Source organism: Patulibacter defluvii (assembly GCF_034096925.1).
GTDB lineage: Bacteria > Actinomycetota > Thermoleophilia > Solirubrobacterales > Solirubrobacteraceae > Patulibacter > Patulibacter defluvii.
Genome location: NZ_JAWZSQ010000012.1, coordinates 54,658 through 76,126, shown reverse-complemented (window position 1 = coordinate 76,126; position 21,469 = coordinate 54,658). Strand labels below are relative to the sequence as shown.

The 21,469-nt window shown below is 77.9% G+C and carries 15 protein-coding genes; 10 read left to right on the top strand and 5 right to left on the bottom strand.

What is annotated here, in order from left to right:
- The first annotated feature begins 2 nt into the window (after nucleotides 1-2).
- Complete coding sequence (locus tag SH587_RS13585) at nucleotides 3-1,334, top strand: lipase family protein (RefSeq protein ID WP_320671168.1); 1,332 nt, start codon at nucleotides 3-5, stop codon at nucleotides 1,332-1,334.
- A gap of 6 nt (nucleotides 1,335-1,340) precedes the next feature.
- Here the strand turns inward: SH587_RS13585 and SH587_RS13580 are convergent, their stop codons facing one another.
- Together SH587_RS13580 and SH587_RS13575 are read right to left on the bottom strand one after the other, a co-directional pair.
- Nucleotides 1,341-4,169 carry an ATP-binding protein gene (locus SH587_RS13580; protein WP_320671167.1) on the bottom strand — a complete coding sequence of 943 codons (2,829 nt, stop codon included), beginning with the start codon at nucleotides 4,167-4,169 and terminating at the stop codon, nucleotides 1,341-1,343.
- A gap of 65 nt (nucleotides 4,170-4,234) precedes the next feature.
- Nucleotides 4,235-7,078: a helix-turn-helix transcriptional regulator gene (locus SH587_RS13575; RefSeq protein WP_320671166.1), complete on the bottom strand. Its 2,844-nt coding sequence runs from the start codon at nucleotides 7,076-7,078 to the stop codon at nucleotides 4,235-4,237.
- Nucleotides 7,079-7,344: 266 nt separating this feature from the next.
- Here SH587_RS13575 and SH587_RS13570 point away from each other — a divergent pair, with 266 nt between their 5' ends.
- On the top strand, nucleotides 7,345-8,769 hold the full coding sequence (locus tag SH587_RS13570; protein ID WP_320671165.1) for an FAD-binding protein: 1,425 nt from the start codon (nucleotides 7,345-7,347) through the stop codon (nucleotides 8,767-8,769).
- A gap of 42 nt (nucleotides 8,770-8,811) precedes the next feature.
- Here the strand turns inward: SH587_RS13570 and chrA are convergent, their stop codons facing one another.
- Entirely contained in the window at nucleotides 8,812-10,011 is a 1,200-nt protein-coding gene (gene chrA, locus SH587_RS13565; protein WP_320671164.1) for a chromate efflux transporter, read from the bottom strand.
- Nucleotides 10,012-10,240: 229 nt separating this feature from the next.
- Here chrA and SH587_RS13560 point away from each other — a divergent pair, with 229 nt between their 5' ends.
- Nucleotides 10,241-11,542: an MFS transporter gene (locus SH587_RS13560; RefSeq protein WP_320671163.1), complete on the top strand. Its 1,302-nt coding sequence runs from the start codon at nucleotides 10,241-10,243 to the stop codon at nucleotides 11,540-11,542.
- Here SH587_RS13560 and SH587_RS13555 read toward each other — a convergent pair.
- Together SH587_RS13555 and SH587_RS13550 are read right to left on the bottom strand one after the other, a co-directional pair.
- Nucleotides 11,479-12,303, bottom strand: a complete 825-nt coding sequence (locus SH587_RS13555; RefSeq protein WP_320671162.1) for an NmrA family NAD(P)-binding protein — start codon at nucleotides 12,301-12,303, stop codon at nucleotides 11,479-11,481. The two genes, SH587_RS13560 and SH587_RS13555, sit on opposite strands and share 64 nt — an antisense overlap.
- On the bottom strand, nucleotides 12,300-12,953 hold the full coding sequence (locus SH587_RS13550; protein WP_320671161.1) for a TetR/AcrR family transcriptional regulator: 654 nt from the start codon (nucleotides 12,951-12,953) through the stop codon (nucleotides 12,300-12,302). The genes SH587_RS13555 and SH587_RS13550 overlap by 4 nt, the downstream gene beginning before the upstream one ends.
- Nucleotides 12,954-13,092: 139 nt before the next feature.
- On the opposite strand from SH587_RS13550, the gene SH587_RS13545 reads away from it, so the two are divergent.
- The 7 genes from SH587_RS13545 to SH587_RS13515 all read left to right on the top strand — a co-directional run bounded on the left by SH587_RS13545 (nucleotide 13,093) and on the right by SH587_RS13515 (nucleotide 21,433).
- A complete protein-coding gene (locus SH587_RS13545; RefSeq protein ID WP_320671160.1) occupies nucleotides 13,093-15,309 on the top strand; it encodes a CocE/NonD family hydrolase in 2,217 nt (738 codons plus the stop codon).
- A gap of 71 nt (nucleotides 15,310-15,380) precedes the next feature.
- On the top strand, nucleotides 15,381-16,079 hold the full coding sequence (locus SH587_RS13540; RefSeq protein WP_320671159.1) for a response regulator transcription factor: 699 nt from the start codon (nucleotides 15,381-15,383) through the stop codon (nucleotides 16,077-16,079).
- Complete coding sequence (locus SH587_RS13535) at nucleotides 16,076-17,668, top strand: ATP-binding protein (protein ID WP_320671158.1); 1,593 nt, start codon at nucleotides 16,076-16,078, stop codon at nucleotides 17,666-17,668. Before SH587_RS13540 ends, SH587_RS13535 begins: the two co-directional genes overlap by 4 nt.
- Nucleotides 17,669-17,737: 69 nt before the next feature.
- Nucleotides 17,738-18,328, top strand: coding sequence for a hypothetical protein (locus SH587_RS13530; RefSeq protein WP_320671157.1), 591 nt, complete (start codon nucleotides 17,738-17,740; stop codon nucleotides 18,326-18,328).
- Nucleotides 18,325-19,587: a peptidoglycan-binding protein gene (locus SH587_RS13525; RefSeq protein ID WP_320671156.1), complete on the top strand. Its 1,263-nt coding sequence runs from the start codon at nucleotides 18,325-18,327 to the stop codon at nucleotides 19,585-19,587. Before SH587_RS13530 ends, SH587_RS13525 begins: the two co-directional genes overlap by 4 nt.
- On the top strand, nucleotides 19,584-20,255 hold the full coding sequence (locus SH587_RS13520; RefSeq protein WP_320671155.1) for an ABC transporter ATP-binding protein: 672 nt from the start codon (nucleotides 19,584-19,586) through the stop codon (nucleotides 20,253-20,255). Before SH587_RS13525 ends, SH587_RS13520 begins: the two co-directional genes overlap by 4 nt.
- Complete coding sequence (locus tag SH587_RS13515; protein WP_320671154.1) at nucleotides 20,252-21,433, top strand: ABC transporter permease; 1,182 nt, start codon at nucleotides 20,252-20,254, stop codon at nucleotides 21,431-21,433. Before SH587_RS13520 ends, SH587_RS13515 begins: the two co-directional genes overlap by 4 nt.
- Nucleotides 21,434-21,469: the final 36 nt, after the last annotated feature.

The following is a 21,469-nucleotide window of genomic DNA, read 5'->3' as shown; positions in this document are numbered from 1 at the left end:
CCGTGCCGCGCCCGCCCCGGATCGCCCTCGTCGCCGCCCTGGCGGTCGCCCTGACGCCGGCCGCGACGGCCGGCGGATCGCCGGCCGCGATCCGCGACGCGCGGCTGGCCGCGGCCAGCGCCGGCGTCCACGGCCACGGGCGACGGCCGGTCGCCGTCGCCCCCGCCCCGACGTCCCCGCCACCGCTGGCCGGCCCGGCCGGCGACCGCTTCTACGTGCCGCCGGCGGCGCTGGTGCCTGGTCCGGCCGGCTCGCTGATCTGGTCGCGGCCGGCGACCGGCCTGGCGGCGCTGCCGGCGGCCGCCCGCAGCCGGCTGCTGCTCTACCGCTCGCGCAACCTGGCCGGGCGCCCGATCGCCGTCTCCGGCGTGCTGCTGGTGCCCCACGGGACGCCGCCGGCCGGCGGCTGGCCGGTGGTCTCGTGGCAGCACGTCACCACCGGCTCGGCCGACTCCTGCGCCCCCAGCCGGGTGACGCCGGAGAGCCCCGAGCGGGAGCGGATGACCCGCGGCGACGCGATCACCAGCCGGCTGCTGGCGGCCGGGATCGCGGTCGTCCGCAGCGACGGCGAGGGGATCGGCACGCCCGGTCCCCACCCCTACCTGGTCGGCCCGTCGCTGGCCCGCGCCCAGACCGAGATCGTGCGCGCCGCCCGCCAGCTGGAGCCGCGGCTGGCCCGCCGCTGGGTCGCGGCCGGGCACTCCGAGGGCGCGGTCTCGTCGCTCTTCAGCGCCAGCCTCGCCCGGCAGCTGGCGCCCGACCTGGACCTGCGCGGGGCGGCGGCCGCGGCGCCGGTGACGGCGATGCGGGAGACGCTCGACACGCTCCGCCACGTGCCGCTGTCGCTGCCGCCGCTGGACGCCATGACGGCGCTCGGCGGGCTGGTCGTGGCCGGGGTCGCGGACGCCGATCCGGCGCTCGGCCGGCTGGTCCGCGAGGGCGCGCTCAGCCCGCGGGCGACGGCGCTGCTGGCCCACGTCGAGCAGCGCTGCCTGGTCGAGCTGGGCCACTCCGACTCGTGGGGCGGGCTGGCGCCGGCGGCGATCCCCGGCCCGCGGTTCGCGGAGGCCCAGCCGCTGCTCTACCGCGCGCTCGACGCCAACGACGTGCGCCGGATCGACCTCGGGCGGACGCCGGTCCGGATCGACCACGGGCTGCTCGACCTGGTGGCGCCGTTCACCAACACGGAGGAGATCGTGCGGGTCCAGCGCGAGCGCGGCGCCGACCTGGAGTACGTCCGCCACCTGACCGCCAGCCACGTCGACATCACCGGCGACGGCCAGGCCGGCCCCGCGATGGTGGCCTGGATCGCCGCCCGGCTGGCGGCCCGCTGACCGCCCTCAGCCGGCCGCCGCGACCGCCGCGTCGTCGGCGTCGTCGGTCAGGCCGAGCGCCTCGGCCAGCTGCGTGCGCGAACGGATCCCGAGCTTGCCGTAGGCGTTGCCCAGGTGCACCTCGACCGTCTTGCGCGTCACCCACAGCGTCTCGGCGATCTCGCGATTGCCCAGCCCCTTGGTGGCCAACTCCGCCACCCGCCGCTCCGCCGGCGTCAGGCTCGACGGACCCCGCAACGCCGTCCGCCGCGGACGCGCCCCCGCCGCCGCCAACTCGTCCCGCGCCAACCCCGCCAACCGCGCCGCCCCCAGCTGATCGGCCGCCGCCAACGCCTCGCGCAACGGCTCGCGGGCCTCGGCGGTGCGGCGGGCGTGGCGCAGCAGCACGCCGAGCCGGAAGCTCGCCCAGGCCCGCTCCAGCGCCAGCGGGCTGCGGTCGAGCGCCGCGCCGGCCTCGCGCAGGGTGGCGATCCCGGCCTCGCCGCCCTGAGCCAGCCCGAGCGCCGCCAGCGCCATCCCGGTCGCCCCCGCCAGCCCACTGCGGCGGCCGAGGGCGACCTCCTCCTCGGCCAGCGCGACCGCCTCGTCGCGGCGGCCGGTCGCGGCCAGCAGCTCGACCAGCCGCAGGCCCGCGCGGCAGTTGCTGGGCGAGACCCAGCCGGCGTCGCGCTTCAGCTCCAGCGCCCGGCGCAGGTCGGCCTCGGCCTCCTCAGTGCGGCCGGTCAGCCGCCGGATCCGCCCGCGGCAGGCCAGCGTCGAGGGACCCGCCGAGGTGTAGAGCAGCGGCGTGTCGAGGCCGATCTCCTCGACCAGCGCCGCCGCCTCGTCGAGCTCGCCGCGCTCGACGAGGACGTCGCAGAGGACGCCGCCGATCGCCAGCCGGCCGAACGCGAAGCCGCCCTCGTCGGTCGCCGCCAGCGCCTCGCGGGCGGCGCCCTCGGCCGAGGCCAGCGAGCCGAAGCACCACTGGGTGATCGCGCGCCCGTTGCCGTTGTAGGCCCGCCCGAGCAGCGATCCGCGCAGCCGCTCCTCGCGGCCGGCCAGCATCAGCACCGGCTCGATCAGGTCCGCCCGCTCCAGGTGCCGGAGCCCGTGGACGGCCAGGTTCAGCAGCGAGTACGGCTGACCGGCGCGCAGCAGCGCCTCGTCGGCGACCGCCCGCCGCAGCAGCTCGACCGCCCGCGGGTCGTCGGGGGCGTGGGTGCTGAGGTCGTACGCCTCGTGCAGCAGCACCGCCGGCGCGCCGGGCGTGTCGCGACCGAACCGCTCCAGCAGCTGCCGGTGGCGGTCGGCCAGCGGCAGGCTGTAGAGCGTCGCCTCCAGCATCGACCCCCGCAGCCGGTCGGCCAGGCCCGGATCCTCGGCGGCCGCGATCCCGGCCTCCAGCGTCGAGAGCGCCGCGCCGGGGTCGGAGCCGACGAACTGGACGCTGGCGATCGCCGCGTAGGCCCGCGCGGCGAGGTCGCCGGACGCGCCCCCGGCCAGCGCCTGCTGCAGGTGCGGCATGCCCTCGGGCTCACCCAGCGCCAGCTCGCCCTCGCCGAGCGCGACCAGCAGCTCCAGCCGCGCCTCGGCGGCCGGCGGCTCGGCCAGCGCCCGGCGACGGTAGGCGACCGCGCTGGCCAGCCCGCCGCCGCGGGCCGCGGCGTCGGCGGCGGCGATCAGGGTCGACGCCACCCACGGGTCGGCGGCAGGGGCGGTCGCCAGCAGGTGCGGGGCCAGGTGCTCGGGCTCGACGCCGTCGTCGCCGAGCGCGCGGGCGACCGTGCCGTGGAGGACCGCCCGCTCGCCGGAGCGCATCGTCGCGCCGACCGCCTCGCGGACCAGCGGGTGGACGAAGGCCAGCTCGTCACGGGCCAGCACCTCGGCGACGGTCAGCCGGTCGAGCGCGCGGGTGGTGGTGGCCAGGTCGAGCCCGGCGACCGCGGCGATCCGCGGCGCCGTCGCCTGGCGGCCGAGCAGCGCCACCAGCTGGGCGACCCGGGCGGCGTCGGGGCCGAGGTCGGCCAGCCGCCGGCGGACGGTCGCGGCCAGGTCGCTGCCGGCGGTCCGCTCGACCTGGTCGGCGTCGGCGGCGACGCCCCGCAGGCCGCGCTCGCCGGCGCTGCGGGCGACCTCGTTCAGCAGCAGCGGGTTGCCGCCGCAGGCGCGGTGGACGGCGGTCACGAACGGCGGCTCGGGCGGCGCGCCGAGGGCCCGCTCGACCAGCGTCCCGACCGCCTGCGGCGACAGCGCCGCCGGTTGCAGCAGGCGCGCGCGGGGACCCTCCTCGATCGCCCCCAGCAGCACCTGCGGGGCGTCCGGCTCGCCGCTGCGGACCGTCGCGGCCAGCAGCACCGGCACTCCGTCGAGCCGCCGGCCGAGGAACTCCAGCAGCCGCAGCGACGGCTCGTCGGCCCACTGCAGGTCGTCGACCAGCAGCGCCAGCGGCCGCTCCTCGGCCAGGTTCGCGATCGCCCAGTAGAGCCCGTGGAGGACCGCGTGGCCGAGCGTCGCGTCGTCGGCCGGGGCGACCGGCCGGCCGCCGAGGACCGGCTCGGCGTGGCTGGCGTAGCCGCCCAGGATCCGGCCGCGGCGCTCGGGCGCGGCGCCGGCCAGCGCGGGCTCCAGCAGCTGGCGGGCGATCCCGAAGGCGAAGTCGCGATCGAGCCGCGAGGCGGTCGCCCAGTGGACGGCCAGCCCGGCCTCGACCAGCTGCGCGCGGGCCGTCCGCAGCAGCGCCGTCTTGCCCAGCCCGGCGGCGCCGGTGGCGATCAGCACCCGGCCGTCGCCGCCCGTCACCGCGTCGGTCGCGGCCCGGATCTCGGCCAGCTCGCGTTCCCGCTCCAGCAGCACCCCCGACCCTCCTACCCCTCACCCGGCGGCGCCGAACGCCACCGGGCGGCCTGAGCCGTGACCGGTCACTCGGCGCCCGTGGCCGCGACGGCCGGCTCGTCGGTGGTCGACCGCAGGCCCAGCGCCTCGGCCAGCTGCGTGCGCGAACGGATCCCGAGCTTGCCGTAGGCGTTGCCCAGGTGCACCTCGACCGTCTTGCGCGTCACCCACAGCGTCTCGGCGATCTCGCGATTGCCCAGCCCCTTGGTGGCCAACTCCGCCACCCGCCGCTCCGCCGGCGTCAGGCTCGACGGACCCCGCAACGCCGTCCGCCGCGGACGCGCCCCCGCCGCCGCCAACTCGTCCCGCGCCAACCCCGCCAACCGCGCCGCCCCCAGCTGATCCGCCGCCGCCAACGCCTCGCGCAACGGCTCGCGGGCCTCGGTCGCCTTGCGGGCCCGCCGCAGCAGCAGCCCCAGCCGGTAGCGGGCCCAGGCGCGGTCGAGCCCGAGCGGACTCTCGGCCAGGAGCTCCTCGGCCTCGCGCAGGGTCGCGATCCCCTCCTCGTCGCCGAGCGCCAGCCCGAGCGCCGAGAGCGCCACGCCGGTCGCCCCGGAGAGGCCGGTGCGACGGCCGCGCTCGACCTCCTCGCGGGCCAGCTCGACCGCCTCGTCGCGGCGATCGGTCGAGGCCAGCAGCTCGACCAGCCGGACGCCCGCGCGGACGTTGGTCGGCGAGATCCACTGCTCGTCGTTCTTCAGCTCGATCGCGCGCCGGAGGTCGGCCTCGGCCTCCTCCAGGCGGCCGTTGAGCCGCCGGATCCAGCCGCGGCAGGCCAGCGTCGCCGGCCCGGTGCTGGTGTAGAGGACCGGGGTGTCGAGCCCGATCTCCTCGATCAGCGCCGTCGCCTCCTCCAGCTCGCCGCGCTCGACCAGGACGTCGCAGAGGACGCCGCCGATCGCCAGCCGGCCGAACGCGAAGTCGGCCTCGATCGTGGCCTCCATCGCCTCGCGGGCCGCGCCCTCGGCCGAGGCCAGCGAGCCGAACGACCACTGGGTGATCGCCCGCGCGTGGCCGTTGTAGCCGCGGCCCATCAGCGATCCGCGCTCGCGCTCCAGCCGCCCGCCGAGGGTCAGCAGCGGCTCGACCAGGTCGAAGCGCTCCAGGTGGCGCATCCCGTGGACGGCCAGGTTCAGCAGCGAGAACGGCTGCCGCACCGCGACCAGCCGCTCGTCGCCGATCGCGCGCCGGATCAGCTCCAGCGCCCGCGGGTCGGCGGGGTCGCGCATCACCAGGTCGTAGCCCTGGTGGAGCAGCACGCTGGGGGCGTCGGGGATCTCGTTCCCGAACCGCTCCAGCAGCTGGCGGTGGCGGGAGCCGAGCTTGAGGCTGTAGAGCGTCGCCTCCAGCATCGACCCGCGCAGCCGGTCGGCTAGGCCCGGGTCCTCGGCCGCGGCGATCCCCGCCTCGAGCGTCGAGAGCGCGGCCCCGGGGTCGGAGCCGACGAACTGGACGGTGGCGATCGCCGCGTAGCAGCGGGCGGCGTGGTCGCCGCCGGCGCCGGCGGCCAGCGCGTCCTGCAGCCGCCGCATCCCCGACGCCTCGCCGACGGCCAGCTCGCCCTCGCCGAGCGCGATCAGCATCGGCAGCCGCTCGTCGTCCGGCGGCGGCTCGGCCAGTGCCCGGCGGCGGAGCGCGACGGCGCTGCGGTCGGCGCCCTCGCTGGCGGCGCTGTCGGCGGCCGCGGCCAGGGTCCGGGCCACCCACGGGTCGCCGGCCGGCTCGACGGCCAGCAGGTGCGGGGCGATCACGTCGGGGGCGGCGCCCTCGTCGGCCAGCCGCCGGGCGACGGCGCCGTGGAGCGCGGCCCGCAGGCCGGGGGCCAGCGTCGCCACGACCGCCTCGCGCACGAGCGGGTGGACGAAGGCGACCGCGTCGTCGGCCAGCACCTGGGCCGCGATCAGCAGGTCGATCGCGCGGGCGGTGGCCTGGGCGTCGAGCCCGGTGACGGCGGAGACGGCCGGGACGGTCGCCCGCCGGTCGAGGATCGCGATCGCCTGGGCGACCGTCGCCGCGGCGTCGCCGAGCTGGGTCAGCCGGCGGCGGATGGTGGCGGCCAGGTCGCTGCCGGCGGTCCGGCGAACCTGGTCGGCGTCGGCGTCGATCCCGCGCAGGCCGCGCTCGGAAGCGCTGCGGGCGACCTCGTTCAGCAGCAGCGGGTTGCCGCCGCAGGCCTCGCGCACGGTCCGCACGAAGCGCTCCTCCGGCGCCTGGCCGAGCCGCTCCTCGAGGACCGCGGCGACGCCCTGCTCGGAGAGCGCGTCGGGCTGCAGGACCAGCGCCCGGGGGCCGTTGCGCAGCGCCTCCAGCAGCTCCTGGGGGGCGTCGGGCTCGCCGGTCCGGACGCTGCCGGCGACCACGACCGGGACGCCGTCGAGCCGCCGGCCGACGAACTCCAGCAGCCGCAGCGACGGCTCGTCGGCCCACTGCAGGTCGTCGACGAAGAGCGCCAGCGGGCCCTCCTCGGCCAGGTTCGCGACCGCCCAGTAGAGCCCGTGGAGGACGGCGTGCCCGAGCGCGGCGTCCGCCGGGCCGGTCGGGGCGCCGCCGAGGACCGGCTCGGCGTGGCTGGCGTAGCCGCCGAGGATCCGCTCGCGCTGCTCGTCGGTGGCCGCGGCCAGCGCTGGCTCCAGCAGCTGGCGGACGACGCCGAAGGCGAAGTCGCGATCGAGTCGGGACGCCGTCGCCCATTGGACGGTCAGTCCCTTCGTGCCGGCGATCTCGCGGCCGGCGCGCAACAGCGCCGTCTTGCCCAGTCCCGCAGCGCCTTCGACGATGGCGACCCCGCCGTCACCGGCCGCGGCGCGTGCGACCAGGTCCGCGATCTCGTCCAGCTCCTCTTCACGTTCGAGCAGCGGCCGATCCCCCATGACGCTGGGCATCCTAGATGGTCGTACGCGCCAGGACGGCACCTCGTTCGGGGGGTCGTCCTCACCCGGGCCGTGAACATCAGGGTGATGGTTGGGGTCCGGCCCCCTGGACGCTCCCCGAGGGCGCTCCTAGATTGCCGATCCACGCCCCGAGGCCGCGGCCTCCACCGGTCGCGTTCCCCCGTGAACCGGTGGGTCCCATCTGGCGGACGCACACGCCGATTCAGCCGCGGCCTCGGGGCGTCTCCTCCCACTTCCATCCGTCCGTGACCGTGTCCACCCTCGACCGCCGCCGCCTGCCGGGCCTGCTGCTGCCCGGCGCCGCTGGCTACGACGACGCCCGCCGGGCCTGGAACCTGGCCGTCGACCAGCGGCCCGCCGCGGCCGCCGCGCCGACCAGCGCCGGCGAGGTCGCCGAGCTGGTCCGGGCCGCCGGCCGCGCCGGGCTGCGGGTCGCCGTCCAGGCGACCGGCCACGGCGCCCGCGCGCTCGGTCCGCTCGACGAGGCGCTGCTGGTACGGACCGGCGGCCTGCGCGGGGTCCACGTCGACCCCGCCCGCCGCCGGGCGCGGGTCGCCGCCGGCGCCTGCTGGGGCGAGGTGACCGCCGCGGCGGCCGAGCACGGCCTGGCCGCGCACGCCGGCGCCGCCGACGACGTCGGGGTGGTCGGCTACCTGCTCGGCGGCGGGATCGGCTGGCTCGCGCGCCGCTACGGGCTGGCGGCCGAGGACGTCGTCGCGATCGAGCTGGTGACGGCCAACGGCGCGCTGGTGCGGGTCGGCGCCGACGACGAGCCGGAGCTGTTCTGGGCCCTCCGCGGGGGTGGCGGCGGGCTCGGGGTGGTGACCGCGGTCGAGCTGCGGCTGCACCCGATCGTCGCCGTCCAGGCCGGTGCCCTGATCTGGCCGGCCGCGCGCACCGGCGAGGTGCTGCGGGCCTGGCGCGGCTGGTGCGCGACCGTCCCCGACGAGATCACCTCGGTCGGCCGCGTGGTCTGGCTGCCGCCGGCCGCAGCGGCCGAGGGCGGCCATCCGATCGAGCGGCTGGGCCCGGGAGCGTTCGTCGTCGTCGAGGTCGCCTGCCTGGCGGCGGCCGAGAGCGCCGACCCGCTGCTGGCCCCGCTGCGGGCGCTCGACCCGGCGCTCGACACGGTCGCGACCGTCGGCGCGCCGGCCCTCGGGGGCCTGCACATGGACCCGAGCGGGCCGACGGCGTTGCTCAGCGACCACGTGCTGCTCGACGAGCTGCCGGACGCCGCGCTCGACGCGCTCGCCGGCGCCGTGCTCGACGCCGGCGGCTCGCCGCTGGCCTCGGTCGAGCTGCGGCAGCTGGGCGGGGCGCTGGCGGTCCCGCGCGCGGACCACGGCGCGCTCGGCACGATCGACGCCGCGTTCGCGCTGCTGGCGGTGGCCCACGTCGCGGCCGCCGACGACGCCGCGACCCGCGCGGCCGAGCGGCGGGTGGCCGAGGTCGCCGCCGCGGTGGCGCCCTGGGGCCAGGGCCGCCGCTACCTGAACTTCGCGGACCGCGCCGAGGACTCGGCGCGCGCCTTCCGCGACCAATCGTTCCGCAGGCTGCAGGCGGTCAAGGCCGCCTGGGACCCGCAGAACGTGTTCCTCGCCGGTCATGGCCTGGCCGCGACCGGCTCGAGGAGCAGCCCGGGGGGGCACCAGCCCGGGGGGGCTCCGTAGCGGCGCCGCGCTCAGCCGAGCGCGGCGCCGCGCGAGCGCACCTCAGGTCGGCAGCGGCCCACCGGCCGCGGCGACCAGCGCCCCGACGGCGCCGGCCCCGAGCAGCGTCGTCACCACCCCGCCCCGCAGCACCAGCAGCACGACCACGGCGGCGGCCAGCAGGCCGGCCTGCCACGGCTCGCCGATCGCGGCCGCCAGCGGCACCGCGGCGCCGAGGATAGCGCCCAGCGCCGCCGGTCCGGCGCCGTCGAGGAAGGCCCGCACGCGCGCGTCGCCGCGCAGCCGCTCCAGCCGCCGGCCGCCGAGCAGGACGACGGCGAACGAGGGCGAGAAGGCGACCACCGCCGCCAGCAGCGCCCCGCCGATCCCGGCCGCCGCGTAGCCGACGGCGGAGACGGTGTGGACGACCGGGCCGGGCGTCACCTGGCCGAGCGCGACCGCGTCGAGGAAGCGGGCGGCGCTCATCCAGTGGTGGTGGTCGACGGCGTCGGCCTGCATCAGCGGCACGATCACGAAGCCACCGCCGTAGGAGAGCGCGCCGACCTTCAGCGCCGTCCAGGCGAGCGCGCCGAGGCCGCCGGCGCCGACCGCCGCCGCGGCCAGCAGCGGCCAGGCGTGGAGGCCCAGCCGGCCGGACCCGCCGGGCGCGCCCGACGCGCCGTCGCCGGCCGGCCGTGGCGGCCGCCGGACGGCCAGCTCGGCCGCCCCGCAGGCCAGTAGCACCAGCACCAGCCACGGCCCGGCGACGACCGCCGCGATCGCCCCCAGCGCGACGTAGGCCAGCCAGCGGACGCGGCGGTCGCCCGCGGCCCGGGTCCAGCTCGGGCCCAGCAGCCCCCAGCCGGCGTGGAGCGCGATCGCGGCCACCACCGCGCCGGCCCCCGCGCCCGCGCCGCGCAGCCAGGCGGGCGGCGCGTCGGCCAGGAAGGCGGCGGCGAGGGCGACGATCAGCAGCAGGCCGGGGAAGACGAAGGCGAGCCCGCCGACCAGCGCCCCGGCGGCGCCCCGCAGCCGCCAGGCGCAGAGGATCGAGAGCTGGGTCGAGCCCGGGCCCGGCAGCAGGTTGGTGATCGCGACGGCGTCCTCGAAGGCCTCGGCGTCGATCCAGCCGTGGCGCTCGACCACCGTCTCGCGCAGCATCGCGACGTGGGCCGGCGGCCCGCCGAAGCCGAGGCAGCCGATCCGCCCCCACGCGCGGCCGATCGCGGCCAGCGACGGGTCGGGGCGGTCGGCGATCGGCATGGCGGGCGACGCTAGAGCACGGCCGCGGCGCTCCGGTTGCCGTTCGGTTGCCGCCGCCCACCGGCCGCGACAGAACCAGCGGTTATGCCTGGAACGGTCGGGCGCCCGGCGGGCCCGGACGCCCTCCTGCCACGATCGCGCCCGCGGACGGCCGGCCCCGGCGGTTCGCGGCGGGAGACGGGTCGCCGGCTGGCCATGCCCTCCCGGCACCGACCGACGAGGAGGCCGCTTGGCGCATCGCCCACCCCCGCCCCCGCGCCCCGACGCGCCAGCGTCGCTGCGCGGCAACCGCCCGTTCCGGCTGCTGTGGTGCTCGAACCTGCTCTTCTTCGGCGGGATCTGGACCCAGACGCTGGTGCTCGGCTGGCTGGTCTTCGACACCACCGGGTCGGAGCTGCTGGTGGCGATCTTCACCGCCGCCCGGCTGGCGCCGCTGCTGCTGGGGCCGCTGGCGGGCGCGCTGGCCGACCACCACGACCGGGTGCGGCTGCTGGTGGTCGCCTGCGGCTGGGCGCTGGCGGCGACCGTGGCGCTGGCGCTGCTGGTCTCGCTCGACGCGGCGCCCTACGGCGCGCTGCTGGTCGGCGGGCTGGCGATCGGGATGGCCCACTCGCCGTCGCAGCCGGCCCGCTCGGCGCTGGTCCTCGACCTGGTCGGCCGCGAGCGGCTGAGCACCGCCAACGCCTGGAACTCGATCGCCCTCAGCGCCACCCAGGTCGCCGGCCCGGCGATCGGCGGGGTCCTGATCGGCGCGGTCGGGGCGGCGACCGCGCTCTGGATCTCCGGTGCCTGGTACGCCGTCTCGCTGCTCCTGCTGCTGCCGCTGCGCGACCGCGGCGGGGCGGCGGCCGCGGCCGGGCCGCGGGCGGCGGAGTCGCTGCTGGCGATGGTCGGCGGCGGCCTGCGGGCGATCTCCCGCAACCGGATCGCCGTCGCGGTGCTGCTGATCACCGTCGCGGCGAACATCTTCCTGTGGTCGGTCTCGCAGGCGTTCATGCCGGTCTTCGCCGCCCGCTCGCTCGACCTCGACGCCGCCGGCCTCGGCTGGCTGCTGACCTGCGCCGGCGTCGGCGGGCTGATCGGGTCGGTGGTCGTCGCCGGGCTCGGCGACTTCCGCTTCAAGGGCGGCCTGTTCGTCTTCGGCACGGTCGCCTGGGGGCTCCTGTGGGCGCTCTTCGCCCTCTCCCACGACGTCGCCGTCGCGTTCGCGCTGATGGTCGGGATCGGGGCCACCGGGGCCTCGTTCGGCGTCCTCCAGACCACGCTGCTGCTGACCGCCACCGAGCCCGCCGTCCACGGTCGCGCGCTCGGCCTCCAGGAGCTGGCGATCGGGATGATCCCGCTCTCCTCGCTGGTGCTGGGCGTGCTCGCCGACCGCCACGGCGTCGGGCCGACGACCTTCGTCAGCGCGCTGCTGTTCGTCGCGGTGCTGCTGGCGCTGAGCGCCTGGGCCCCGCAGCTGATCCGCTACCGCGGGACGGCGCCGCCGCTGGCCCAGCTCGCGAACGAGCGCCAGGCGACCTCGGGGTAGCGGGCCCGCACGGCGGCGACGTCGATCCCGTAGCCGGTCTCGGTCAGGAAGCGGTACATCGCCCCGAGGTCGTGGCTGCGGGCCTCGACCTCGGCCAGCGGGCGGCGCTCGAAGCGGGCCCCGAGCGCGGCGGCCATCTGCTGCGGGGTCGGGGCGTCGCCGGCCAGCTCGACCCGGGCGCCGAGGTGCTCCTCGCGGCGGCTGGCGATCGCGGCGGCGGCGGCGGCCAGGTCGTCGAGCGCCAGCTGGTGGAGCGGGGCGTCGGCCGGCAGCGCCAGCGACAGCACCGGGTCCGGGCCCTCGGGGCGGGCGACGTTCTCGTAGAAGTAGCTCGGCGCGACGATCGTCCAGGGGACGTCGGCCGCCCGCAGCCGCTGCTCGATCCGGGCCTTGCTCTCGAAGTGCGGGACCGGCGCGCGGCCGGCGGAGGCGACCGAGGCCAGGATCAGCCACGGCAGCCGCGAGGCCTCGGCGGCGGCGACGATCGCCTCGCCCTGGGCGACCTCCGCGTCGGCGCCGTCGCCGAACGGGGTCGTGACCGCGTAGACCGCCGCCGCGCCGGCGAACGCCGCGCGCAGCCCGTCGACGTCGGTCAGGTCGCCGCGCCGCAGCTCGACGCCGTCGGCGGCCAGCGCCCGCGCCCGCGGCGCGTCCGGGTCGCGGACCAGCGCCGCGACCTGGTGGCCGGCCGCCCGCAGGCCGCGCAGGACCGCACCGCCCTGGGTGCCGGTCGCCCCGGTGACGAGGATCGGCCCGCTCATCGCGGCGCCGTCGTCCCGCGGACCACGCTGCCGAGCCCGGCCCAGGCGAAGGTCAGGTGGTACTCGACGACCTGCTCGCGGGTCAGGTGCGGGTTGCGCCGCCACCAGCGCGCCAGCTCGACCCCGCTGCCGTTGAGCCCCTGGGCGAAGGCGTCGATCGACTGGGCGTCGATCCCCGGCGCGGTCTGGGCCAGCAGCGCGCCGATCACCGAGGCGGTGGTCTGGCGCAGCTCGAGCGCGCCGTCGGCCGCCGGGCCGGAGACCGGCATCCCGTTGCCGAACAGCACGTCCCACTCGCGGCCGTTGTCCTCGACGAACCGGAAGTAGGCGTCGATCCCCGCCCGCAGCTGGCCCTCGGCGTCGTCGTCGGGGTCGATCGCCTCGGCCAGCTGCTGCTCCAGCTGCTGGCGGGCGCGCCGCAGGCAGGCCAGGTAGATGCCGTCCTTCGAGCCGTAGTGCTTGTAGACCACCGGCCGCGTGATCCCGGCGGCGGCGGCGATGTCGACGATCGAGGTCGCCTCGTAGCCCTGCTCGGCGAAGACGCTGAGCGCGGTGTCGAGCAGCTGCTCCTCGCGCAGCGCCCGCGGCACCTGGCCGTTCGGGTGCCCGCCGACCGAGGCGATCGGCGCGGCGGTCCGGCGGCTGCTCATCGAGGCTCCCGCGAAGGTTGCACCCGTGCAACGTTAGCGCCGGCCCCGACGGACGGCCGTACGCGCCAAGACGCGACCGGTGGTAGGTTCGCCGGCGGGAGGTCCGCGCACTGGGCGCGGGCGCAGAGGGAGCTGTGCGATGAGCGGGATCGGGAGGGGACGCGCCGTGCGCGCGGGGCTGCTGCTGGCGGCGACCGCGGCGGCGACCGGCGTGGGCGTCAGCAGCGCGGCGGCGGCCGACCTGCCGGTGCCGGTGCGGGTGGTCGAGGGCCCGATCGAGCGCAAGGACGGCTACAGCGTCCAGCCGCTGATGTTCACCGTCCGGGTCGGCGTCGGCGACGTCCAGACCTGCCAGCTCGAGGCCGAGCTGTTCCGCCCGAGCTCGGCCACGGCGGCCCGTCCGGCGCCGGCGATCATGATCACCAACGGCTTCGGCGGCAACGTCGCCGGCGAGCGCTCGCAGGCCGCCGGCCTGGCCCGCAAGGGCTACGTGACGCTGCCGTACTCCGGCCTCGGCTGGGGCAACTCGGGCTGCAAGATCACCCTCGACGACCCCGACTACGACGGCCGCGCCGCCAGCGCGCTGCTCTCCTACCTGGGCGGGGCCCGCGTGCCCGGCGGCCGCCCGGTCGACTTCGTCCGCCGCGACCAGAAGGCCCACGACGGCACGGTCCGGCCGAACGACCCGCGCTCGGGGATGATCGGCGGCTCCTACGGCGGCCAGATCCAGTTCGCCACCGCCGGCGTCGATCCCCGGCTCGACACGATCGTCCCCCAGAACACCTGGAACGACCTCCGCTACGCACTGGCGCCGAACAACGCCGACCTCCGGCCCGGCGTCCAGTCGGCCGAGCCCGGCGCGCTGAAGCTGCTCTGGAGCCTGGGCTTCTTCACGATGGGCCTGGTCAACGGGGTCAACGGGCTGACCGTCGATCCCGGCCAGCGGGCGCTCGTCTGCCCCGGCTTCGACCTCCAGCTGTGCGCCGCCGCCGGCGCCGCGCTCGTCCAGGGCTACCCGCCGACCGGGCTGGCGCGGATCCTCCGCCACGCCTCGGTCGCCGACTACGTGCAGCGGATCCGGATCCCGACGCTGCTGGCGCAGGGCCAGGAGGACTCGCTCTTCAACCTCCAGGAGTCGGTCGCCACCTACGACGCGCTGCGGGCCCAGGGCGTGCCGGTGAAGCTGATCTGGCACCACGCCGGCCACAGCGGCGGCCGCGTCCCCGGCGAGCAGGACGTCTCGTTCCGGACCCCCGCCTACGAGAGCACCGCCTTCCTGGACTGGTTCGCGCACTGGCTGAAGGACGACCCGAAGGTCCCCTCGCTCGACTTCAGCTACTTCCGCGAGTGGGCCCCGTACCGCGGCGACGCGACGCCGGCCTACGCCCGCTCGGCCAGCTTCCCGCCGCCCGGCCGGACCGCCGCCTACTCGCTCTCGGCCGACGGCACGCTGCAGCCGGAGGGGGCACCGACGAAGACCGGCGACCCGAGCTTCCTGACCACCGTCGCCGGGCTGCCGACCGGTCTCACGACCTTCAGCCTCTTCGAGCTCGGCTCGCAGCCGGTCGACTTGCCGGGCACCTCGACCAGCTTCACCAGCGCGCCGCTGACCGCCGACACCGACGTGGTCGGGATCCCGACGGTGCGGCTGCGGATCAACCCCGGGCTGGCCGGCGTCACTGGCGCGCTGCTCGGCGAGCTGGGCCAGGCCGTCGTCTTCGTGCGGCTGGAGGATCTGCATCCGGACGGCACGGTCGAGCTGCCGGCCGAGCAGACCGCGCCGGTGCGGGTGCCGACCGACGGCCGCCCGATCACCGTCAGCCTGCCGGGGATCGTCCACCGCTTCCCGCGCGGCCACCGCTTCCGGCTGGTCGTCGCCGGCGGCGACCTGGCCTTCCGCGGGTCGACGGTGCCGACGCCGGTCTCGATCAGCCTCCAGCCGGGCGTGCCGTCGCCGCTGCGGATCCCGGTGGTGCCGCTCGCCGACCAGCGGCCGACCGTCCGCGCCGCGCTGCCGACCGCTCCCGGCGCCGCCGCCAGCCGCGCGCGCCCGCGGGTGACGCGGATCCGGCTCGCCGCCCGCCGGCTGTCGCTGCGCGTCTCCTCGCCGGCGACCGTCCGGGTGGCGATCGCCCGCCGCGGCGTGCGGCGGGTGCGGAGCGGCGGCCGGGTCCGGACCCGCACCAGCTGGCGGACCGTGCGGCGGCTCTCGGCCACCGCGCCGCGGCGGGCGACGACGATCCGGCGCACGCTCCGGCGGCTGCCCGCGGGCCGCTACCGGGTGACCGTCCGCGCCACCGGCCGCACCAGCGGCCGCACGCGGACGGTGCAGGCCCAGCGGACCGTCCGCCGCTAGGCCGGGCCGGAGCGGCGCGGGCCTCCGCGCCGCTCACACGGCTCTCACAATGCTGCGGGAAGATGGCGGCCATGACGGTCCTGGTCGTCGACGACGAGCCGGCGGTCCGCACGGCGCTCGAGCGGGTGCTGCACCACGAGGGCTACGCGGTGCGGCTGGCCGCCGACGGGATCGAGGCGCTCCAGCAGCACGCGGCGACGCCGGCCGACGTGCTGCTGCTCGACGTGATGATGCCCGGCTGCGACGGGCTCGAGGTCTGCCGCCGGCTGCGGGCGGCCGGCGACCACGTGCCGGTGCTGATGCTGACCGCCCGCGACCAGCTCGGCGACCGCGTCGACGGGCTCGACGCCGGCGCCGACGACTACCTGCCGAAGCCGTTCGAGCTCGACGAGCTGCTGGCCCGGCTGCGGGCGCTGCTGCGGCGCTCGCAGTGGGACGCCGACGGCGACGAGGGCGACCGGCGGCCGCTGCGGGTCGACGACCTGACCCTCGATCCGCGCGCCCACGAGGTCGCCCGCGGCGAGCGCCCGATCGAGCTGACCCGGACCGAGTTCCTGCTGCTGGAGCTGTTCCTCCGCCACCCGCGGCAGGTGCTGACCCGCGAGCAGATCTTCGAGGCGGTCTGGGGCTACGACTTCGGCCCGACCTCGAACGCGCTCCAGGTCTACGTCGGCTACCTGCGGCGCAAGCTCGAGGCGGAGGGCGAGCCGCGGCTGCTGCACACGGTCCGCGGGGTCGGCTACGTGCTCCGATCCGCGAGCGCCGGATGAGCCTCCGCCGCCGCCTGGTGCTGCTGACCGCCGGCGCGGTCTCGCTGGCGATCGTGCTGGCGTCGGTGGTCACCTACGCGGTCGTCCGGGGCAACCTCCGCGACCAGGTCGACACCGCGCTCAAGCAGCTGGCCCCGCAGGTGACGGTGGCCCCCGCGCTGCCGGCGACCGCCGACGCCCCGCTCGACCCGCGGGCCGTCGACGGCGCGCTGTCGCCGCCGAGCGCGACCACGGGGGCCCGCCGCGCGGGTCGCACCGCCGTCCGTCCCGAGGCGGCGCTGCGGCTGCTCGATCCCAAGGGCCGGCGGGCCGACGACCCCGCCGGCGAGCGGGCCTGGCGCAAGGCGCTCGACGCGCTCAGCGCCGAGGTCGAGCGGGTCGGCGGCGAGCCCGGCAAGCCGATCACGCAGCTGCGGATCCGCGTCCCCCGCGACGAGCTGGGCGGCGCCAGCGGGGTCGCCCAGGTGGTCACGCCGACCGGCGACGTGGTGGTCAGCACGATGGCGGCGCCGATGCTGCCGGTCGACGGCGCCGCCCGCGCGGTGGCCCGCGGCGACGACGAGCTGCTGCTGCGGGACGAGACCGTCCGCGGCCGCCACGTGCGGGTGCTGACCGTCCGCGACGGCTTCGGCGGCGCGCTCCAGGTGGCGCGGCCGCTGACCGAGGTCGACGACGCGCTCGCCCGCCTGCGCTGGATCCTGCTGGCCGTCTGCCTCGGCGGGCTGGTGGTCGGCGGCGGGCTCGGGCTCGGCGTCTCGCGGGCGACGGTGCGGCCGGTCGCGCGGCTGACCGACGCCGCCGAGCAGGTGACGGAGACCGGCGACCTGGGCCACCGGATCGATCAGCCCGGCGAGGACGAGCTGGGGCGGCTGGCCCGCTCCTTCAACCGGATGCTGGGCGCGCTGGAGGCCTCGCGCGACGCCCAGCGGGCGCTGGTGGCCGACGCCTCGCACGAGCTGCGGACCCCGCTGACCAGCGCGCGGGCGAACATCGAGCTGCTGCAGCGGGCGCCCGACCTTCCGGCGGACGAGCGGGCGACGGCGCTCGGCGACGTCCGCCGGCAGCTGGAGGAGCTGACCGTGCTGGTCGGCGACCTGGTCGACCTGGCGCGCCCGCGCGAGCAGCTGGTCGACGAGCCCGAGGAGCTCGACCTCGACGCGCTGGTGGCCGACGCCGTCGCCCGCGCCCAGCGCAACGCGCCGCGGGTCCGGTTCGCGCTTGAGCGGGCGCCGACCGTCGTCCGCGGCTCGCGGATGCGGCTGACGCGGGCGGTCTCCAACCTGCTCGACAACGCGGCCAAGTTCAGCCCCGACGGGGCGACGGTGGAGGTCGACGTGCGCGACGGGACGGTCACCGTCCGCGACCACGGCCCCGGCGTCGACCCCGGCGACCTGCCGCACGTCTTCGACCGCTTCTGGCGCGCCCCCGCCGCCCGCGGCCTGCCCGGGTCGGGGCTGGGGCTGGCGATCGTCCGCCACGTCGCCGAGGGCCACGACGGGCGGGTCGAGGCGGCCAACGCCGCCGGCGGCGGGGCGCTGCTGCGGCTGACGCTGCCGACGGTCGCGGCGCCGTCCTCAGCGGATTCCTAGGCGCCGCTCACGAGCGTCCTCGGCGCGGCTCATCGTCTCCTCACCCGCGGGCGGTGGGATCGGGCGACGATGCAGCTCCTCCGCACGACCCCCACCCCCGCGCGGCTGGCGCGGCTTGCCGCCGTCGCGCTCTGCGCGGCCACGCTGGCCGCCTGCGGCGCCGACGCCAAGGACGACCCGACCGCCCAGGCCGACCGCGCCTACGACGGCGCGCTGAAGTTCGCCAAGTGCATGCGCGAGCACGGCGTCGACATGCCCGACCCGAAGCGCCAGGGCAACGGCGGGATCGCGATCACCTCGAAGCGGGCCGGACGCGACGGCCCCGACGACGGCAAGATGCAGGCCGCCGACAAGGCCTGCCAGAAGTTCCTGCAGGAGGGCGCCGGGCCGCCGCCCTCCCCCGCCGAGCAGGCGAAGATGCGCGACCGCTTCCTGCGCTACACGCGCTGCATGCGCCAGAAGGGCGTCGACATGCCCGACCCGCAGTTCAGCGGCGACGGCGCGGTGACGATGCGGATCGGCGGACCGAAGGGCAAGGCCGGCGGCGGCCCGCGGCCCGACTCGCCGCGCTTCAAGCGGGCCGACGAGGCCTGCCACGAGCTTCTCGGCGAGGGCCCCGGCGGGGCGAAGCCGGCGATGGCGGTCGGGAGCGAGCCGTGAGCCTGTCCGACGCCGGCGGTCGGCTGGAGGCGCCGACCGCCGCGCTGCGGGTCGAGGACGAGCCGCCGACGGCGCTCCCGGAGGACGGCGGTCCGCCGGTGCCGGCGCTCGACGACCCGGGCCCCGGCCCGCGCCGTGGCCGCCGGGTGGCCGCCGTCGGCGCGCTGCTGCTGGCCGCCGGCGGGGCGGCCTGGCTGCTGACCCGCGACGGCGCCCCGCCGCCGGCGGCCGCGACCGCCCGCGGGGTGGCGACCGGTACCGCGACGGTCGAGCGCCGCGACCTGGTCGACCGCCAGGACGTCGACGGCACGCTCGAGTTCGCCGGCGCCCGCGATGTCGCTGCCCCCGCGACCGGCACCGTGACCCGGATCGCGGCCGAGGGCGCGGTGCTCGGCCGCGGCCGCTCGCTGGTCTCGATCGACGGCCGGCCGACGGCGATCGTGATGTTCGGGGCGCTGCCGATGTACCGCGACCTTGGGGCCGGGGTCTCCGACGGACCCGACGTCCGCCAGCTCCAGCGCAACCTGATCGCGCTCGGCCACGATCCCTACCGCGCGATCGTCGCCGACGGCGAGTGGTCGGCCGCGACGACCGCCGCGGTCCGCCGCTGGCAGGACGCGCGCGACGTCGAGCAGAGCGGCCGGGTGGCGCTCGGCGAGCTGCTGTTCGCCGACGGGCCGATCCGGGTCGGCAGCCACGCGGCCGCGGTCGGCGACCACGTCAGCGGGCCGACCGCCGGCGGCGACGGGTCGGGTGGCGGCGGTGGCGGGAACGGCGGCGAGGGCGCGGGCAGCGGCTCCGGCGGCGGGGCGCTGACCGCGATCTCCAGCACCCGCCGGGTCGTCAGCGGGCGGCTCGACGCCGGCCGCCAGGGATCGGTCGACCGCGGCGACCGGGTCGAGGTGACCCTGCCCGACGGCGACGTCGCCCGCGGCGTCGTCGAGCGGGTCGGCCGGGTCGCCCGCGCCGGCCAGGAGGGCGGCGACGCGACCGTCGCGCTGCGGGTGCGGCTGCGCGGACGGCTGGCCCGCAGCAGCGGGCTCGACCGGGCGCCGGTGACGATCTCGGTCGCCACCGAGGCGGCCCGCGACGCGCTCAGCGTGCCGATCACGGCGCTGGTCGCGCGCGGCGGCGGCCGCTACGCGGTCGAGCGTCCCGGCGGTCGGCTGGTGGCGGTCGAGACCGGCGTCTTCGCCGACGGCTACGTCGAGATCGACGGCGCGCTGCGACCCGGCGAGCGGGTGGTGGTGCCGCGATGAGCGCCGTCCTCGCCCTCGACGGCGTCGGCAAGACCTACCCCGGCGGCGTCCGCGCGCTCGACGACGTGACGCTGCGGATCGACGCCGGCGAGCTGGCCGCGGTCGTCGGCCCCTCGGGCTCCGGCAAGTCGACGCTGCTGCACATCATGGGCACCCTCGAACGGCCGAGCAGCGGCCGGGTGCGGCTCGACGGCCACGACGTGGCGACCCTCGGCGACCGCGCCCTCGCCGCGCTGCGGGCCCGCCGGATCGGCTTCGTCTTCCAGCAGTTCTTCCTGCTCGACGGGGTCACCGCGCTGGAGAACGTCGCCCACGGCCTGCTCTACACCGCGACCCCGGCCCGCGAGCGGCTGGCGGCGGCGCGGATCGCGCTCGAGCGGGTCGGGATCGGCCGCCGCGCGCTCCACCGCCCGAACGAGCTGTCCGGCGGCGAGCGCCAGCGGGTGGCGATCGCGCGGGCGCTGGTGGCCCGACCGGCGATCGTCTTCGCCGACGAGCCGACCGGCAACCTCGACTCGCGCTCGGGCGCGGCGGTGGTCGCGCTGCTGCGGGCGCTGAACGAGGCCGGGACGACGATCGTGGTCATCACCCACGACGGACAGCTCGCCGCCCAGCTGCCGCGGCGGGTCACGATCCACGACGGGCGCCTGGTGGAGGACGCGTCGTGAGGGGCGGCCTGCTGCCCGCCGACGTCCTGCGGGTCGCCGCGGCGGGGCTCCGCTCGCGGCGGGTGCGGACGCTGCTCTCGGCGCTCGGGATCGCGATCGGGATCGCCAGCCTGGTGGGCGTCCTCGGGCTCTCCGCCTCCTCGCGCGAGGGCCTGGTGCGCCAGCTCGACGCGCTCGGCACCGACCTGCTGACCGCCGCGCCCGGCCAGACGCTGGGCGGCGACGACGCCACGCTGCCGCTGACCGCCGCGGGCTCGATGCGGCGGATCGCCGGCGTCGCGCGGGTCTCGACCGTCCGCGGCCTCAACGACGCGACCGTCCGCCGCAGCGACCGGATCGACCCCGACGAGACCGGCGGCCTGAGCGTCCAGGCCGCCGATCCCTCGCTGCTGGCGACGATGCGGGGCCGGATGCTGCGCGGCCGCTTCCTCAACGCCGCCAACGCCCGCGGGCCGGCGGTGGTGCTGGGCGCGGTCGCGGCCGAGCGGCTGGGGATCGACCGCCCCGGCCGGCCGGTCTACATCGCCGGCCGCTGGTACGCGGTGATCGGGATCATGGCCTCGCTGCCGCTGGCGCCCGACCTCGACCGCTCGGCCCTGATCGGCTACGACGCGGCGGCCCGCTACCTGGGCGCCGAGCGCTCGGCGACGCTGGTCTACGTGCGGGCCGCGCCGGCCGCGGTCGCGCGGGTCGCGAGCCTGCTCGCGGCGACCGCCAACCCGGCCAACCCGGAGGAGGTCGACGTCAGCCGGCCCTCCGACGCGCTCGCCGCCCGGGCCGCCGCCGACGACGCCTTCACCGGGCTCTTCCTCGGGCTCGGGGCGGTGGCGCTGCTGGTCGGCGGGATCGGGATCGCGAACACGATGGTGATCTCGGTCCTGGAGCGGCGCAGCGAGATCGGCCTGCGGCGGGCGCTCGGCGCCACCCGCGGCCACGTGCGGGTCCAGTTCCTCGGCGAGTCGCTGCTGCTGTCCGGGATCGGCGGGCTCTCGGGGGTCGCGCTGGGGGCGGTGGTGACGACGGTCTACGCCGACCAGCGCGGCTGGCAGGCGGTGGTCCCGCCCGAGGCGCTGGCCGGCGGGCTGGGGGCGGCGCTGGCGATCGGCGCCGCGGCCGGCCTCTACCCGGCGGTGCGGGCGGCGCGGCTGTCGCCGGTCGAGGCGCTGCGGAGCACCTGAGCGACGGACGCCGTTCGCCGTCGACCGAACCGAAGA

Coding starts and splice junctions, on each gene's coding strand:
- SH587_RS13535 (WP_320671158.1), top strand. CDS start 16,076: ATGAGCCTCCGCCGCCGCCTGGTGCTGCTGACCGCCGGCGCGGTCTCG.
- SH587_RS13550 (WP_320671161.1), bottom strand. CDS start 12,953: ATGAGCAGCCGCCGGACCGCCGCGCCGATCGCCTCGGTCGGCGGGCAC.
- SH587_RS13520 (WP_320671155.1), top strand. CDS start 19,584: ATGAGCGCCGTCCTCGCCCTCGACGGCGTCGGCAAGACCTACCCCGGC.
- SH587_RS13575 (WP_320671166.1), bottom strand. CDS start 7,078: ATGGGGGATCGGCCGCTGCTCGAACGTGAAGAGGAGCTGGACGAGATC.
- SH587_RS13555 (WP_320671162.1), bottom strand. CDS start 12,303: ATGAGCGGGCCGATCCTCGTCACCGGGGCGACCGGCACCCAGGGCGGT.
- SH587_RS13540 (WP_320671159.1), top strand. CDS start 15,381: ATGACGGTCCTGGTCGTCGACGACGAGCCGGCGGTCCGCACGGCGCTC.
- SH587_RS13530 (WP_320671157.1), top strand. CDS start 17,738: ATGCAGCTCCTCCGCACGACCCCCACCCCCGCGCGGCTGGCGCGGCTT.
- SH587_RS13545 (WP_320671160.1), top strand. CDS start 13,093: ATGAGCGGGATCGGGAGGGGACGCGCCGTGCGCGCGGGGCTGCTGCTG.
- chrA (WP_320671164.1), bottom strand. CDS start 10,011: ATGCCGATCGCCGACCGCCCCGACCCGTCGCTGGCCGCGATCGGCCGC.